The organism is Paenibacillus sp. J22R56 (assembly GCF_056269375.1).
In genome coordinates, this window is sequence record NZ_JBWDNV010000015.1 from 1 (window position 1) to 15,455 (window position 15,455).

At 46.9% G+C, this 15,455-nt stretch carries 17 protein-coding genes, 2 rRNA genes and 1 riboswitch; of the genes, 17 read left to right on the top strand and 2 right to left on the bottom strand.

The features are described 5' to 3' along the window. Window positions 1-106, top strand: a 23S ribosomal RNA gene (locus AC0YNT_RS28745); the annotation flags it as partial. A gap of 97 nt (window positions 107-203) precedes the next feature. Beyond that, a 5S ribosomal RNA gene (gene rrf / locus AC0YNT_RS28750) occupies window positions 204-320 on the top strand. 42 nt (window positions 321-362) lie between these two features. On the opposite strand, the gene AC0YNT_RS28755 is transcribed toward rrf, so the two are convergent. Further along, on the bottom strand, window positions 363-893 hold the full coding sequence (locus AC0YNT_RS28755) for a transposase (protein ID WP_475807702.1): 531 nt from the start codon (window positions 891-893) through the stop codon (window positions 363-365). Between the two features lie 185 nt (window positions 894-1,078). On the opposite strand from AC0YNT_RS28755, the gene AC0YNT_RS28760 reads away from it, so the two are divergent. From AC0YNT_RS28760 to rsmI, 10 genes are all read left to right on the top strand, one after another. Continuing rightward, window positions 1,079-1,270, top strand: coding sequence for a sigma factor G inhibitor Gin (locus tag AC0YNT_RS28760; protein WP_167282775.1), 192 nt, complete (start codon window positions 1,079-1,081; stop codon window positions 1,268-1,270). 87 nt (window positions 1,271-1,357) lie between these two features. Continuing rightward, window positions 1,358-2,836 carry an aminotransferase class I/II-fold pyridoxal phosphate-dependent enzyme gene (locus tag AC0YNT_RS28765; protein ID WP_475807703.1) on the top strand — a complete coding sequence of 493 codons (1,479 nt, stop codon included), beginning with the start codon at window positions 1,358-1,360 and terminating at the stop codon, window positions 2,834-2,836. A gap of 97 nt (window positions 2,837-2,933) precedes the next feature. Further along, complete coding sequence (gene tmk / locus AC0YNT_RS28770) at window positions 2,934-3,569, top strand: dTMP kinase (protein WP_475807704.1); 636 nt, start codon at window positions 2,934-2,936, stop codon at window positions 3,567-3,569. Between the two features lie 64 nt (window positions 3,570-3,633). Next, entirely contained in the window at window positions 3,634-3,963 is a 330-nt protein-coding gene (locus AC0YNT_RS28775) for a cyclic-di-AMP receptor (protein ID WP_012772016.1), read from the top strand. A 16-nt stretch (window positions 3,964-3,979) separates the two neighbouring features. Continuing rightward, a complete protein-coding gene (locus AC0YNT_RS28780; protein ID WP_475807705.1) occupies window positions 3,980-4,423 on the top strand; it encodes a YaaR family protein in 444 nt (147 codons plus the stop codon). Window positions 4,424-4,544: 121 nt separating this feature from the next. After that, window positions 4,545-5,522 (top strand): DNA polymerase III subunit delta', encoded by a 978-nt coding sequence (gene holB, locus AC0YNT_RS28785; protein WP_475807706.1) that lies wholly within the window; start codon window positions 4,545-4,547, stop codon window positions 5,520-5,522. 4 nt (window positions 5,523-5,526) lie between these two features. Then, entirely contained in the window at window positions 5,527-6,336 is an 810-nt protein-coding gene (locus tag AC0YNT_RS28790) for a PSP1 domain-containing protein (protein WP_167282765.1), read from the top strand. A 31-nt stretch (window positions 6,337-6,367) separates the two neighbouring features. Beyond that, window positions 6,368-6,784, top strand: a complete 417-nt coding sequence (locus AC0YNT_RS28795) for an initiation-control protein YabA (RefSeq protein WP_167282763.1) — start codon at window positions 6,368-6,370, stop codon at window positions 6,782-6,784. Window positions 6,785-6,898: 114 nt separating this feature from the next. Further along, window positions 6,899-7,549 carry a tRNA1(Val) (adenine(37)-N6)-methyltransferase gene (locus tag AC0YNT_RS28800; RefSeq protein WP_475807752.1) on the top strand — a complete coding sequence of 217 codons (651 nt, stop codon included), beginning with the start codon at window positions 6,899-6,901 and terminating at the stop codon, window positions 7,547-7,549. 36 nt (window positions 7,550-7,585) lie between these two features. After that, complete coding sequence (rsmI, locus tag AC0YNT_RS28805; protein ID WP_475807707.1) at window positions 7,586-8,473, top strand: 16S rRNA (cytidine(1402)-2'-O)-methyltransferase; 888 nt, start codon at window positions 7,586-7,588, stop codon at window positions 8,471-8,473. A gap of 122 nt (window positions 8,474-8,595) precedes the next feature. Here the strand turns inward: rsmI and AC0YNT_RS28810 are convergent, their stop codons facing one another. Further along, on the bottom strand, window positions 8,596-8,850 hold the full coding sequence (locus tag AC0YNT_RS28810) for an AbrB/MazE/SpoVT family DNA-binding domain-containing protein (RefSeq protein ID WP_028609554.1): 255 nt from the start codon (window positions 8,848-8,850) through the stop codon (window positions 8,596-8,598). A 273-nt stretch (window positions 8,851-9,123) separates the two neighbouring features. Between AC0YNT_RS28810 and AC0YNT_RS28815 the strand changes: the two genes are divergently transcribed. The 5 genes from AC0YNT_RS28815 (at window position 9,124) to rsmA (ending at window position 14,588) form a co-directional block, all read left to right on the top strand. Next, on the top strand, window positions 9,124-10,419 hold the full coding sequence (locus AC0YNT_RS28815; protein WP_475807708.1) for an HD domain-containing protein: 1,296 nt from the start codon (window positions 9,124-9,126) through the stop codon (window positions 10,417-10,419). Window positions 10,420-10,450: 31 nt separating this feature from the next. Beyond that, window positions 10,451-11,224, top strand: a complete 774-nt coding sequence (locus tag AC0YNT_RS28820) for a TatD family hydrolase (protein ID WP_475807709.1) — start codon at window positions 10,451-10,453, stop codon at window positions 11,222-11,224. Between the two features lie 183 nt (window positions 11,225-11,407). Beyond that, window positions 11,408-11,617: riboswitch (cyclic di-AMP (ydaO/yuaA leader) on the top strand. 240 nt (window positions 11,618-11,857) lie between these two features. Beyond that, entirely contained in the window at window positions 11,858-12,994 is a 1,137-nt protein-coding gene (locus AC0YNT_RS28825) for a ubiquitin-like domain-containing protein (protein ID WP_475807710.1), read from the top strand. 147 nt (window positions 12,995-13,141) lie between these two features. Next, a complete protein-coding gene (gene rnmV / locus AC0YNT_RS28830; protein WP_167282753.1) occupies window positions 13,142-13,687 on the top strand; it encodes a ribonuclease M5 in 546 nt (181 codons plus the stop codon). A 7-nt stretch (window positions 13,688-13,694) separates the two neighbouring features. After that, window positions 13,695-14,588: a 16S rRNA (adenine(1518)-N(6)/adenine(1519)-N(6))-dimethyltransferase RsmA gene (gene rsmA, locus AC0YNT_RS28835; protein WP_475807711.1), complete on the top strand. Its 894-nt coding sequence runs from the start codon at window positions 13,695-13,697 to the stop codon at window positions 14,586-14,588. Window positions 14,589-15,455: the final 867 nt, after the last annotated feature.

Sequence of the window (15,455 nt, forward strand, 5' to 3'; positions counted from 1 at the left end):
TCCCAATTAGTAAGACCCCTTGAAGACGACGAGGTTGATAGGTTCGGGGTGGAAGCACAGCAATGTGTGGAGCTGACGAATACTAATCGGTCGAGGGCTTATCCTAAAAGATTTAAGGAGTTTCAAACTTTCGCATCCAGTTTTCAAGGCGCAAAATCTGAAACGTTTCTGTAAGAAACGTACTTCGGAAGCCTTAGCTTACGTTTGGTGGCGATGGCGGAGGGGAACCACGCGTTCCCATACCGAACACGACCGTTAAGCCCTCCAGCGCCGATGGTACTTGGACCGCAGGGTCCTGGGAGAGTAGGACGTCGCCAAGCAATAAAGAGCCTGTCGCATTATGCGGCAGGCTTTTTGTTTTGTTATTGATGATAATAAGAGGCTTCATTTTTCTGAAGTCGAAGGATGCCGTCCTTACGCTGCTTACGGAAGGTGAGGGAGAGGAGCATCCGGGGGATGATTAGCCATAAGTGCCAGCAAAAAATGCTGATGAAGAGTGATGGTTCAATCCATGGATAGGTGATAGCAACAGCACATAGGCCGATCCAGAATAGATGGCGGTGTACACGGCGGAATAGAGCTAGACGGATATCATTTGCTGGCTTGAAGCCAAACCAAGGTGGGGTGATTCCCCATATCCATCGCCGATCTACGGCATCCTCTACTCGAATAAAGGCAAGCAATAGGATGATGAGGTGAAGGACCTGTACGATGGCGAATCCGATTAGCCAGCTGAACAGACCATCCTTGCCGTACATAAGAAGCTGAAAGCCAAGCAGGATCGCTGCAATTAAGATATGGCTTTGGATAAGCTCAGGACGAATGACCTTTCTTCGGACAAGCTTATATTGATAAATAGTAGCTGCCTGTTGTTCTAATAAGGATTGACGCATTTTTTACTTCCCTTCGTGATTTTGAGATATCGCCTTCTTAGTATATCGGTTATTTTGGATTCACCAATTAGGCGGATGCTGCATACGATATATAAATATTTGAAATGGGCTATGAAACAAGTATAAACCGCTAGAATAAATGCCATAATAGTAGCTATATAGAATGACAGAAAGGCGGGAAAGCTATGTTAGAAGATCGCCAACTTCACTGTAGTATATGTGGGGAGCATAAGGCAGAGGGTGAAGGGATTCGTATTGTTTCCGGGTTTATTTGTGAGACATGTGAATCTGAGATGGTGCGTACAGACGTGAAGGACGCCAAATATCCTTTCTTTATTCATCAAATGAAACAGATTTTTATTGAGAAAAATGCCTGAGCGGATTCTATTATAGGATGCCGCTCTTTTTTTGTGTAGAAATCCGTTACAATAGATGAAAAAGATAGAAGGGAAGCTTTTTTCACCATGAAACATTTGCAAGCTCCATTATTTCAAGCTCTAGTTCGACACTATGAAACAAGTCCGGTGAGCTTCCATGTGCCGGGCCATCGATATGGACAAGTATATGAAAATGAACATGATATAGAGAGTCACTGGCTAGCAACGATTATGAAACTGGACACAACAGAATTGTCTTCTACCGATGATCTCCACCACCCGGAAGGGGCAATTGCAGAAGCTCAGGAACTTGCTGCAGCGTGTTTTAGGGCAGAGGAAACCTTTTTCCTTGTAGGAGGAAGTACGTCTGGGAATCTTGCAATGATTCTGGGTGTGTGCGAGCCGGGAGACCTTATCATTGTCCAACGGAATGTACATAAGTCGGTTATAAACGGGTTAAGACTAGCGGGAGCTAAATCCGTATTTGTTATGCCTCGTATGGATGAGGAGACAGGTCTTGCAACAACTCCTTCTTATGAAGATATCCGACAGGTTCTCGAGCAATATCCGGAGGCCAAGGCGGTTATACTTACAAATCCGAATTATTATGGCATGAGCACGAATCTGCGAAGCTATGTGGAGCTAGTCCATTCCTATGACAAGCTGCTATTAATAGATGAGGCACATGGTGCACATTATGGATTTCATCCTTCTTTTCCTGAATCAGCTATTCAGGCTGGTGCAGATGCCGTTGTACAGTCTACGCATAAAACATTATCTGCTTTAACGATGGGTGCGATGCTGCATATACAAGGCAGCCGTATTCCAAGAGAAGCTATTCGAGAAGCACTTTCTGCAATACAAAGCTCCAGTCCTTCTTTTCCAATTATGGCGTCTCTTGATGTTGCACGTGTTATGGTAGATCGTTATCGGTCTACATGGTTCGATAAGGGGTGTAATTCAGCACAGGCTTTTCGGGGCTGGATAGATAGAGAGGGACGAGCTTTAAGAGTATTGCATACAAAAAAAAATTCAACAGCGTACGATATGCTGGATCCATTACGAATTGTATTATGGGATGAAACAAGGACATATTCGGGGTTTGAACTGCAAAGAATGCTGGAAGAACAGGGCTGCTGGGTGGAGATGGCGGATCTAAGGCATGTTGTCCTTGTATGGGGAGGCCAGACAGAGGATGAAGATAGACTTAAGCTGCAGACGGTTTGTACGCTGATAGAGCAGATGATTAAAGCTAATCCTGCAAAGAGCGGAGAGAGGAAAGTTTCAACTGTATTTTATCCGGGTAATGGTAATCCAATTGGATTAAAGCCAGTAGAGTGGAGTCGAAAAAGCAGACAGCATCATAGAACGCCTTTATCGGAGGCTGAAGGTTTTGAGGCTGCGGAAATGGTGATCCCTTATCCTCCTGGTATTCCTATTGTGTATCCGGGGGAAATGCTGACAGCCCAGCTTATTCGTTATATTTCGGCATTAGCTGAGACAGGAGCTAAATTTCAGGGCGCAATCGACAGCACGATGCAGACAATTGCCGTATATCCTCGCTAATTAGGTGAATTTAATTGTACAAGGGTAGTGGCTTTGTTAGAATATAAGTAATACATCTTTACCGTAGTAATTAGTTAGGGTTAGGAGCCGTTAGAAGTTGAATAAGGGCATTTTTATTACAATAGAAGGCGGCGAAGGTGCCGGCAAAACAACACTGATTGAGCAGCTGGTGCATACGATGCAGGAACGGGGCAAACGTGTAGTTACGACCCGTGAGCCAGGAGGTATTCCTATTGCGGAGCAGATCCGTTCCGTAATATTGGACCGCAGTCATACAGCTATGGATGCGCGGACAGAGGCTTTGCTTTATGCAGCAGCAAGACGTCAGCATTTGGTTGAGAAGGTAATGCCGGCTCTCGAAGACGGTCAAATGGTTATATGCGATCGTTTCGTCGACAGCAGTCTTGCTTATCAAGGCCACGCAAGAGGGCTTGGGATGGATGAGGTCTGGTCGATTAATCGCTTTGCGGTAGATGGAGCGATGCCCCAGTTGACGATTTATATGGATATAGATCCGGAAATGGGGATAGCACGAATCCAATCGTCACGCGGGCGGGAAGTAAATCGTTTGGACTTGGAATCGCTTGCTTTCCACAAGCTTGTGCGGGAAGGTTATCTAAAGCTTCTTGAGCAATTCCCGGAACGGATCGTACGAGTAGATGCCGAAAATGCGGCTGATGTTGTATTGGAAGAGGTTATTTTGACGATTGACCGTAGATTTTTTCACAGCTGACCTGCAATAAACACCGTAGGAATGACTTTGTGCCTGTTCTATTAACCACTTGGGAGGAATGAGGATGAAATTAGTCATTGCGATTGTACAAGATAAGGATAGCAACCGTTTATCGAACGCCCTTGTAAAGGATGGGTTCCGCGCTACGAAGCTTGCTAGTACGGGAGGTTTCCTTCGTGCAGGCAATACAACCTTTATGATCGGTATTGAGGACGAACGTGTTCATGAAGTACTTCAGGTAATCAGCTCGAACTGTAAAGTGAGAGATCAATTGGTTACACCTGTATCTCCAATCGGTGGTTCCACCGATTCGTATATTCCATTCCCTGTAGAGGTGCAAGTAGGGGGCGCAGCGGTATTCGTCGTTCCTGTTGAGCGATTTGAACATTTCTGATGGAGCGTGTTGAGCGATGAAGATCGATCAAAGCTGGCGTCCGCTTGGCCAAAACCGTACAGGCGGGGATACAGCTACGAAGCCGGCACAGGTGAGAAGCTTCTCCGATGCGATGGTACAGCAAGACGCTCTACGTACGCAGGAACAGCTGCAGCAGAAGCTGGACGAGATTCATAACCAAGGTGAGCGTCTTGCCAGGACGATGACCGTCCGTGAGCTGAAGATGTACCGGCAGATGGTAAAGCGGTTCCTCGAGGATACGGTTAGACGCGGTATAGGGCTTAAAGAGCTGCGCGGTTTTGATCGAAGAGGCAGGACCAAGCGTTACAAACTGCTGGATGAAATTGATTCGGCACTAGTATCGATGGCAGAAGAGCTGTTAGACAGCGAGCAAGGCAGAATAGAGCTTCTTGGAAGAATCGGTGAAATTCGCGGGCTTCTAATTAATTTATTGTTTTAAGCAAGGTGAAACGACTCCTCCTATCTAGTAGGAGGGCGCGTTACATTCCGGAGAATTCTAAGCACTATTTATAGACAAAGCATATATTTACTTAGAATTAGAGGAAGGATATAGAACAGCAATGAGCATGGAACAAGTAGCCGGCCAATGGAAAGCAAAACGAATATTGAAGCATGCGTTGCAGAGCGGTAAGGTGTCGCATGCTTATTTGTTCTACGGCGCTTCCGGTACAGGAAGAACGGCAATGGCAAGAGCGTTCGCCAAGGCATTGTTCTGTTCAACTGGCGGTGATGATGCATGCGATCACTGTTTGGAATGCCGTAAGTTTGATAATGGCAACCAGCCGGATCTGCTTACGATTAAACCAGATGGACAATCGATCAAAATCGATCAAATACGTGATCTTCAGCGGGAGCTTGCCTACCGGGGAAGCGGTACTTCACGGAAGGTGTATATTGTTGAACGAGCAGAGACAATGACCCTTCAAGCAGCTAACAGCTTGCTGAAATTTTTAGAAGAACCGCTTTCTCCTATTGTTGCGATACTGATTACGGACAATGGACAAGCCGTACTGCCGACGATACGTTCGAGAGCGCAGTGGGTGCCATTCCTTCCGTTCTCCGCAAGTGAGATGCTGCAGACTTTAATCGAAGAGGGTACACCTCCGCTTCTAGCACGAGCTGCTGTACAGCTAAGCTCTGGCTTAGATGGTGCTAGAGAGATTATCCAACAGAATACGTTTGCAGAAATCAGAAACGTAGTGATACAATTAGGAAAGGAAAGTCTGACCCGATTCACCGCGGGGATGATTACCGCACAGCAGCAATTTTTTAAAACGGACCTTGCGGGTGAGGCACAGCTATTACTGTCTTTACTTGTATTATGGTTCAAAGACATGATTCAATTTCAGGCCGGAAGGCAGGAAAGTATTGTTTATATAGATCAGTTGGACTGGATAAGCAAGCATGCGTTTAACCGCCCGATCGAGAGCTGGATTTCTTGTATCGAGCATACGCTTGAAGCGGGTAAGCGAATACGTGCTAACGTATCCCCGCAGCTTGCTGTCGAGCAACTATTGGTAAACCTACAGGAGGGCTAAATCCTTGTATAATGTTGTCGGTGTCCGCTTTAAGAAAGCGGGCAAGATTTATTACTTTGATCCCGCCCTGCACCCCGTGGACAAGGACCAACATGTCATTGTTGAAACGGCCAGGGGGATCGAATATGGCAAGGTTGTGGTTGGACAGAAAGAAGTCGGTGAAGCAGACGTCGTCCTTCCACTGAAAAAAGTGATCCGAATTGCCAGCGATGTAGATGCGAAGGTCGTTGAGGAAAATCGTGCGGCCGCTAAGAACGCATTTTCTACTTGTTTGGACAAGATAAAGGATCATCAGCTTAAGATGAAGCTGGTTGACGTGGAATTCACGTTTGACCGCAACAAAATTATTTTCTACTTTACAGCTGAAGGAAGAGTTGACTTCCGGGAGCTTGTAAAGGATCTGGCCAGCGTCTTCCGTACCCGAATTGAACTTCGTCAAATCGGTGTACGTGATGAAGCGAAGATGCTGGGAGGCATCGGGCCATGCGGGCGTGTATTGTGCTGCTCCTCTTGGCTTGGAGATTTCGAGCCGGTATCCATTAAGATGGCCAAGGATCAGAACTTATCGCTCAATCCTACAAAGATTTCGGGGTTATGCGGCCGTCTTATGTGCTGCTTGAAATATGAGCATGACAATTACGAAAGCGTACGGGAGGAAATGCCTTCCGTTGGTAAAATCGTCGTCACGTCTTATGGCGAGGGCAAAGTAACAGGCATCAATGCTTCCACGAAGTCTGTATACGTGCAGTTGTTCGATGTGTCGGGTAAACCGAAGGAGCTGCCGTTAGACGATGTGGTTGTGAAGGAACAATGAACGACTACGTTTGAAGCTCTGGGGTGGAAACTTGGAGAACAAAGAAATATTTAATCAAATGGATCAATTGGAAAGCCAGATGGGTGAGTTCCATGTACATCTAGGCGTATTGAAGCAGCGTGTCAAAGAACTGCTGGAAGAGAATTTGCAGCTAAGCATTGAAAATGAACAGTTGCGGAAAATATTAAAGCGCGAGACATCGCCGAAGCCAAAGTCCGCTGCTAATCGTACAGAAGGACAGGCTACCCCGCCTGCCCGTCGGGAGATTGCAGCCCATGCGGAGGAAGATACGGCTAACGATACATCGCAGCAGGCCGGTCTCGTCGGTGAGGCGCATGATAACTTGGCTAGGCTGTATCATGAAGGATTCCACATCTGCAACGTTTACTACGGGCATTTGCGGACGGAAGGAGATTGCTTGTTCTGCTTATCCTTCCTTAATAAATAATAGAACATTGTAGGTTACCGTCCTTGTCATAGAGGGCGGTATCTTTATGTTAGGGGAGTTAGGTCAAAGGTGCAGGAAGTAAAACTAGAAACGAATGAACGAATTGATGATTTAATGACGGAGACGGGGCTTCGTATTATTCAAAGCAGAGAAGTGTTCAGCTTTTCGCTTGATGCTGTGTTATTATCCAAATTCGCTACAATTCCGAAGCGTGGACGAATTATTGATCTTTGTACGGGAAATGGTGTTATCCCTATGCTTCTAACGACGAGGACAAACGCTCAGATCGATGCAGTTGAAATTCAGCCAAGGCTGGTTGATATGGCAAGGCGCAGCGTAGAGATGAACAACTTGACGGAACAAATCTCGATTATTGAAGCCGATCTTAAAATATTCGCAAAAGAAGCTGGAAATGGTATTTATGATGCAGTAACGGTCAATCCTCCATACATGGCCATTCAAGAAGGGGACCAGAATGAAAACGAGCATTATGCCATTGCCCGCCATGAAGTACATTGTACGCTTGATGATGTTGTTTATGCGTGTGCCAGACTTGTCCGCCCAGGTGGTAAAGTCGCAATGGTTCATCGGCCGTCCCGGTTTATCGATATTATAGAGACAATGCGGAAGTATCGGCTTGAGCCCAAGCGTGTACAATTTGTCCATCCGAGAGCGCAGGGAGAAGCAAATATGGTTCTAATTGAAGCGATTCGTGATGGGAAGCCTGAGCTTAGGCTTTTGCCGCCGATTTTCGTATACGAGTAATAGATAGCTGCGTTATTGATGAGAGGGAGCTAGCAAATGGTACGGATACAAAAAAGCTTTAAAGATTTGGCTGATGGTGACTATGGGACTTTATATCTGGTTGCTACACCAATCGGGAATTTGGAAGATATGACGTTCCGGGCAATCCGGACGTTAAAGGAAGTGCAGCTCATTGCTGCTGAGGATACAAGGCAGACAAGAAAGCTGCTTACTCACTTCGAAATCTCTACTAGGCTGGTCAGCTATCATGAGCATAATAAGCAAGCCAGCGGCAGTGAACTCATCCGTTTGCTAATGGACGGCCAATCCATTGCACTTGTTAGCGATGCAGGGCTGCCAGCGGTCTCAGATCCTGGTGCTGACCTGGTAGCAGATGCGGTAGAGCAGGGAATCAAAGTTGTACCTATCCCTGGTGCTAATGCTGCTTTATCAGCTTTAATTATCTCGGGATTGCCGACAGATCAGTTTATGTTTACGGGATTTCCTCCAAGGGATAAAAAGCCGCTTGCTGAATGGCTTACCCATCTGAAGCACCAAGAGGGAACCTTGATGCTCTATGAATCGCCTCATCGTGTGAAGAAGACACTTGATGCGATGCTGGAGCATTGGGGCGATCGGCGGATCGCAATGGTTAGAGAGCTGACGAAGCGGCATGAGGAAGCAGCACGTGGTACGATATCGGAATGTATGGCTTGGTTAGAAGAGCATCCACCTCTAGGTGAATATTGCCTTATTATAGAAGGGGCCGCTTCTGGAGCAAGAGAAGCAGGAGAGAACGGGGAAGCATGGTGGACATCGTTAGAGCTTGAAGATCATGTCGCTCATTATGAGAATCAGGGAATAGATCGTAAAGAAGCGATAAAAAAAGCGGCACTAGACCGTGGCCTGCCAAAGCGGGATGTTTATAACGCAGTAAACCGATAGTTTACTGCGTTATAAACGCAAAAAAAGACCTTCCTGGCCGGGTTCTAGCACAGGAAGGCATCAAGGAATATAAAAAGGTTAGAATTAACAAGTTGATGTATTTCTATTATAACCTATTTTTCTTATTTTGTCACAGGAGTAGGCATTTCAGATAAACAAATATGGCAAACAATTTTGCCTTTGAAATAAGAAACGTTTTCTGCATTGCCACAGAAGATACAAGCAGGCTCGTATTTCTTCAGCATAATACGCTCGCCGTCTACATAAATCTCGAGAGCATCTTTCTCCCCAATACCAAGCGTACGGCGCAATTCAATTGGAATTACAACACGACCTAATTCGTCGACTTTACGAACAATACCAGTAGATTTCATCATAATTTTGTTTCTCCTCTCAGGAAATTACATTTCGTCACTATTCGACATAGTTTTTCTTTTTATGGCTATTATAATACCAACGATTCCCATAATAGTCAACCACAAAAGTCCTTGATAGACCGCGGTTTATGGCAAGTTGACTCTATAGCAAGGTCATATTAATCTTACTATAGAATACATCAGCTTCGACAATTTGGAAACTAATTTACGACACTATTCGACATTCTAGCATAGTTTTGTGTCGAAACCATGAACAAGGAGTTGAAAGGGCGAATGAATCAGCAACTGACCGAAGAGAAAGTATTTAAGGATCCAGTTCATAAATATATTTACGTACAGGATCAGACGATATGGGATTTGATCAATACAAAAGAGTTTCAGAGGCTAAGAAGAATTCGCCAGCTTGGAACCTCTTATTTAACGTTTCATGGTGCCGAATACAGTCGATTCTCCCATTCTCTTGGAGTCTATGAAATAACGAGAAAGATCATTTCACAGTTTGAGCGTAATCATTATCCGGACTGGCCGCAGGAAGAAAGACTTTTGGCCCTATGCGCTGCATTACTGCATGACGTTGGTCATGGACCGTTCTCCCATTCGCTGGAGCAGGTGTTCGATACGCATCATGAGCAGTGGACCTGTGCGATCTTGCTTGAGGATACAGAAGTTAATCGCGTGCTGCGCCAAGTGTCAGATGATTTTCCAGAAAAAGTGGCATCGGTTATCGGCAAGACTTATCCAAATCCGATCGTTGTCAGTCTTATCTCCAGTCAAATGGATGCAGACCGGATGGACTATTTGCTGCGTGATGCTTATTTTACCGGTGTTCATTACGGGAACTTCGACCTGGAGCGAATATTGCGCGTCCTGCGTCCTTTTCAGGGCAAGATGGTTGTGAAAGAAAGCGGCATGCATGCCATTGAGCATTATTTAATGTCCCGCTATCAGATGTATTGGCAAATCTATTTCCATCCGGTTACACGGAGCTCGGAAATCATATTGCGGCAAATTACTCGTCGGGCGAAGGAGCTGTACGAGAGCGGTTATACCTTTGCATGGATGCCGGGACCAATCAACAAGCTTCTAGATGGTACGATTACAGTAAAGGATTATCTGAAGCTGGATGAGGCTTATATGCAGACGATCTTCGCTCAATGGGCGGAGGAAGGAGATTCTCTTCTTGCCGAGCTATGCGACCGGTTCCTCAATCGCCGATTGTACAAATACATTACGCTTAGTGATCCAGGAGACTCTTTATTAGAAGAAGCAGCTCAGCAGTTTATCTCAATTGGTCTTAATCCGGATTATCATATGGAAATTGATTTTCCATTTGACCAACCTTACGACATATATCGCCCTGATGCGAAAAAAGGCGGGAAAGAGGATAAAGCGCCGATTCTGCTCTTAAATGACGATAACAGCTTAAGCGAAATATCGGTGAAATCCGACATTATTCGTTCCATCAGCGGCCTGCATCAAGGGCAGTACCATATTTATTATCCGATCGAGCCACTCCTTGCTGCGGCTCATCAATTAAGTGCTGAAGTAAGGGAGCTTTTCAAAATTTAAAGGCTTTATATAGAAGGAGAATGCAGCAAAGATGATATCTTTATTCGACACACACACCCATCTGGACGCTTCACAATTCGACGGCGACCGCACAGAAGTTATCGAACGAGCACGTGCAGCCGGTGTCGACCTTATGCTCAACATTGGCTTTAACCGAGAGACAATCCCGACCACCATCGAGCTTGCAGAAAAGTATGATTTTATCTATGCGGCAGTTGGCTGGCATCCAGTAGACAGCATCTATATGGAACCGGGGGATCTGGAATGGATCGAGCAGCTTTGCTCTCATCCAAAGGTTGTTGCGATCGGAGAAATTGGACTTGATTACCACTGGGATACGTCACCAAAGGATGTTCAGCACCGTGTATTTCGGGAGCAAATCCGCCTCGCTCGGAAGCTGGGTAAGCCAATTGTCATTCATAATCGGGATGCTCATGAGGACATCGTTTGTATTTTGAGGGAAGAAAAAGCGTCTGAAGTTGGAGGGGTCATGCATTGCTATTCCGGCAGCTGGGAAACGGCAAAATTATGCCTCGATATGAACTTCTATATTTCCTTCGGAGGACCTGTCACTTTCAAAAATGCGAGGGTGCCAAAAGAGGTGCTTGCACAGGTTCCACTTGACCGTATATTAATCGAAACCGACGCTCCATATTTGGCTCCTCATCCGTTCAGAGGGAAGCGAAATGAGAGCTCATATGTGTCTTTAGTCGCAGACATGGCAGCTGAGATAACAGGAAAATCTAAGGAGGAAATTGCATTTATTACAAGCACAAACGGTAAAAAATGTTTTGGTATTGTTTAAAAACGGACTAAAACCACTGAAATAAAGACTATAGCGGCGATAAAACTCTTTTTAATTGGCGGAATCGGCTTTATTTGCCTTCAGAATGCTAAAATTTCGTTAAAATCGTCTTTTAACGCGTCTTTACAATTGTGTGGTCAGGAAGGTATCATTTTTCTCAGAGCTTTAACTTTTGTATTGGATTTCCAGTTTACGCTTAATCTCCGAATCGGAGAGCGGGGGAACCAACGTCGGCAGATGCAGGGCTAAGAAAGCAAGTTAGCATCATGCGGCGCATTGAATTCTTCAGGGGTGAATTTTGCGGCGATTGCCATGAGCATTCGAACCGTGGATAGGGCAGCTCTCTCGTCCGAACCCGTCAGCTAACCTCGTAAGCGTCTATAGAGAGCGATCAACCTCGTGTATTTACCTTTTCCTGAATGTTTGACTACCCAGGAAGCCACGATCAGATCCTCTGTCGAAGGCTTCTTTTTATTTTCGATTTATACGGAAATAGTCTTTCGTAGAGGTAGATCCAGGAGGTGTGAGGAAGTAACACTGGAGCGTGCTCGTCACGCCAATATACTTAATAGTCACGTCAATGTATCATGCGTAACAGATTGGCGGCGGGGCTATGAAGGAGGACCGATTGAAGTGGGAATGATCCAAGTTAGGGAGACCCATGGGAAGCGATCATCCAGCATGACTTTCGCAATGCGATGGAAGCATGAAAATTTGCGTTTAATTGTTCTGAGTGCAATTATCTCAATCGCTATGACTTTCATGTTTTTGGTGTTGTTGTACGGATCGGCTGATAAAAGCGTATCCGTAGTAGTGAATGGACAAGAGACCGTTGTGAAAACAAAACAATGGATCCTGCAACGCCTACTGGATGAACAAGCTATTACGGTAGGGCCACATGATGAGGTGTCGTCACCTCTAAATGCGTCCATCAAAGACGGAGATCGCATTGAAATTAAACAAGCGTTTCCGGTTACTGTAAAAGCAGATGGCAAGACATCGACGGTGTACACGACAGAGAAAACAGTACAGGCGGCGATCGGGAAATTAAATATTCCTGTTCGCGATCAAGATAGGGTTAACCCATCTCTAGACACGGCCGTTTCGAAGGCGATGACAGTTACCGTTACTCGCGTCGATACAAAAGTGTCGGAAACAGAACGGACTTTGCCGTTCTCGATCGTGAAGAAACAAGATCCAACCCTTGATAAAGGGAAGGAGAAGCTGGTGCAATCCGGCAAGAATGGCCTTGTGATTGAACGCGTGGAGAAGAAGTATGAGAATGGTGTTCTTGTCTCCTCCAAGCTGGTCGACAAGGTTGTGCAGACACATACGGTCAGCCAGGTCGTAGCTATTGGCGCGAAGAAGGATGTACATACACTCTCAAGCAATGCGAGCACGGCCTCGTATTCGAAGAGCGGAGTCACCTTTAAAGCCAAGAAGATTCTGAAGAACGTAACCTTAACCGCTTATTCAGCGGGAGTGGAGTCTACGGGTAAATCTGAAAATCATCCTGGGTACGGCATTACCGCTTCCGGCGCGAAAGTGAAGGAAGGCCGCACGATCGCGGTTGATCCGGATGTTATTCCAATCGGCTGGTGGGTATACATCGAAGGCATTGGCTTCCGCAGGGCGGAGGATACAGGCAGTGCAGTCAATGGGAACAAGATTGACGTTTATTTTGACAGCACCAGCTATGCAAACAAGTTTGGCCGGAAAAAGGGCTATACCGTGTACGTACTTGGACCCAATAAGCCATCCGCAAGCTAATTGCTTCATGCTATTATTTCGATGATAAATATGCCATTATAAGAAGAGGCGCTGCCTCTTCTTTTTGTGTGTATAGGTGTGGAGCGGTTACATTCTTACTGACGCAAAAAGATGAGCGAAAGTTGCTGGAGAAAGGAATGTTCGCTTGTGATTAAGGAAATTATTGTGGTGGAAGGCAAAGATGATACAGTCGCTGTAAAGCGGGCTGTTGAAGCAGATACGATTGAGACAAATGGCTCTGCCATCGGCGAGGATGTGCTTAAGCGCATTGAACTGGCCATGGAACGAAGAGGCGTTATTATATTCACAGACCCTGATCATGCTGGTGAGAGAATTCGCAAAATTGTAGCTCGGCGGGTACCCGGCTGCAAGCATGCTTTTTTGCCACAGGAGAAGGCTATGTACAAGGGTGATATCGGCATTGAGAACGCCAGTCCTGAAGCCATTCGTCAGGCGCTCTCCGAGCTTCGAACAGAGGAGCCTGCTGGTGTAGGCGATATTACGTGGGAGGACCTGATGGAAGCGGGCCTTATTGTTCATCCGGATGCGGCGAATCGTCGTCTTCAGATGGGGAAGCTGCTTGGGATCGGGTATGCGAACGGCAAACAGTTTTTCAAGCGTTGTACAAGCTTCCGAATCTCCCGAGAAGAGTTTGCAGAGGCATTGCGTACAATGGAACAGGGACAGGAGTGATCGGAGCATGAGCGGAAACGATATGAAGGCGATTGAAGTTGCAACGCCAAAGCGCACGAAAGAAATTATTGCGAAGTATGGGTTCCAATTCAAAAAAAGCTTGGGACAGAACTTTCTGATCGACCAAAATATTTTGCATAAGATTGTGAGTGCAGCTGGACTCGACAAGACAAAAGGCGCTTTGGAGATTGGACCAGGTATCGGTGCGCTGACTCAACATCTGGCTGCTGAAGCGGGTAAGGTAACGGCGATTGAGATCGACAACCGCCTCATTCCGATCCTGGGAGATATTCTGGCGGACGAAGAGCATGTGCAGGTTGTGCATGGTGATGTGCTTAAGTTGGATCTGAAAAAGCTGTTCGAGGAGCACTTCGCGGATGTGAGCGGCGTCAGCGTAGTTGCAAATCTGCCATATTACGTGACTACACCGATTCTGATGAAGCTGCTGGAAGAGCGTCTGCCGCTCGAGAACATCGTCGTCATGATTCAGAAGGAAGTAGCTGAGCGGATGGCGGCTAAGCCAGGTGGCAAGGAATACGGCAGCTTGAGCGTAGCCGTGCAGTACTACTGCGAGCCGTCACTTGTGTGCATCGTGCCGCACACGGTGTTTATTCCACAGCCGAATGTAGATTCAGCTGTGATTAAGCTGGCGGTGCGCGAGAAGCCGCCAGTGGATGTTGAGGACGAGGCGCATTACTTCCGCATCGTTCAGGCGAGCTTCGCCCAGCGCCGCAAAACGCTGGCGAATAATCTTACGGCGTTCGTAGGCAAGGAACGCCGTGAAGAGATGACGCAGCTGCTGCATAGCTGCGATATTGACCCTATTCGTCGAGGAGAGACTTTGTCCCTCGACGAATTCGCCCGCATCAGCCGCGCCTTTTTGGCAGCGGGCTGGCGCTAGTATACTCGGCCTCACGTTAGGCCGAGCCCTGTAGAGTCGGCGGCGAGCCATATCGCCGCCGGCTTTTTATTTGGCTGCTCGCAGCCGCTGCTTTACGCCCGCCATCATACCTCCGCAAACGCCCCATCGCACCACCCGACCTGCTCGTAATGCGCATAAACCTACTTAACGTCTGCGAACACCTACCGCACCCCCAACCACCGCTGTAGCACGGAATTCTCTCCTGTTGCCATCTTAGGGGAGCACAATATTCTAGGCGTGGTGGCGCGTCCGTCTGGGCAAGAAGATGGGCTGAGAACAAATAAGAAGGTGATTGGATGCTACAGCCGGAGGGACGACTGGAGGGCGATATGCAATCGATTAAGTGCTAATGATACTGCGGCTGAGTGACTAGGTGTTTAATAGGTCTCTGATGCAGCGTATCCGCAGTTTGTTCGTAGGTGCGGCTCAGCCGCTCTTAGAACATCCTTAGCGCCTTTTAGTGGCGCACAATTGCCTCTGCGCTGTATTAACGGTGCAGAGGCAATTGTGCGCGGGTGCAGTCCACGCGCAAGCACAAAGGCTGGCGCATTCAATGCCAGCCTTAATCGACGCCGTGCTGAGTGAAGCAGCAGGGCAGACCTCTGTCTCCCACAAGGAATGCGGGAGACAATTGGGCATCGCAGGCTACCCGCAAGAGGGTAAGGGGTATCTCCCTTAAGGAGCGGAGCGTCCGCCTTTGCCCTTACTTTGCTACCTAAGAAACATACGTTCAGAGCAAAGTAAGGGCAACAGCGGCCGTAGGGAGATACCCCGTCCCTCAGTGCGGCAGCCGAAGCTCTGCTTTTAATAGCCAAACCCAATTTTCTCCGCACATTCCGCCCCCTC

Excerpts from the sequence above, each read along its gene's own strand:
- AC0YNT_RS28755 (WP_475807702.1), bottom strand. The coding sequence starts at position 893 with ATGCGTCAATCCTTATTAGAACAACAGGCAGCTACTATTTATCAATAT.
- AC0YNT_RS28760 (WP_167282775.1), top strand. The coding sequence starts at position 1,079 with ATGTTAGAAGATCGCCAACTTCACTGTAGTATATGTGGGGAGCATAAG.
- AC0YNT_RS28765 (WP_475807703.1), top strand. The coding sequence starts at position 1,358 with ATGAAACATTTGCAAGCTCCATTATTTCAAGCTCTAGTTCGACACTAT.
- AC0YNT_RS28775 (WP_012772016.1), top strand. The coding sequence starts at position 3,634 with ATGAAATTAGTCATTGCGATTGTACAAGATAAGGATAGCAACCGTTTA.
- AC0YNT_RS28780 (WP_475807705.1), top strand. The coding sequence starts at position 3,980 with ATGAAGATCGATCAAAGCTGGCGTCCGCTTGGCCAAAACCGTACAGGC.
- holB (WP_475807706.1), top strand. The coding sequence starts at position 4,545 with ATGAGCATGGAACAAGTAGCCGGCCAATGGAAAGCAAAACGAATATTG.
- AC0YNT_RS28800 (WP_475807752.1), top strand. The coding sequence starts at position 6,899 with ATGACGGAGACGGGGCTTCGTATTATTCAAAGCAGAGAAGTGTTCAGC.
- rsmI (WP_475807707.1), top strand. The coding sequence starts at position 7,586 with ATGGTACGGATACAAAAAAGCTTTAAAGATTTGGCTGATGGTGACTAT.
- AC0YNT_RS28810 (WP_028609554.1), bottom strand. The coding sequence starts at position 8,850 with ATGATGAAATCTACTGGTATTGTTCGTAAAGTCGACGAATTAGGTCGT.
- AC0YNT_RS28815 (WP_475807708.1), top strand. The coding sequence starts at position 9,124 with ATGAATCAGCAACTGACCGAAGAGAAAGTATTTAAGGATCCAGTTCAT.
- AC0YNT_RS28820 (WP_475807709.1), top strand. The coding sequence starts at position 10,451 with ATGATATCTTTATTCGACACACACACCCATCTGGACGCTTCACAATTC.
- rsmA (WP_475807711.1), top strand. The coding sequence starts at position 13,695 with ATGAGCGGAAACGATATGAAGGCGATTGAAGTTGCAACGCCAAAGCGC.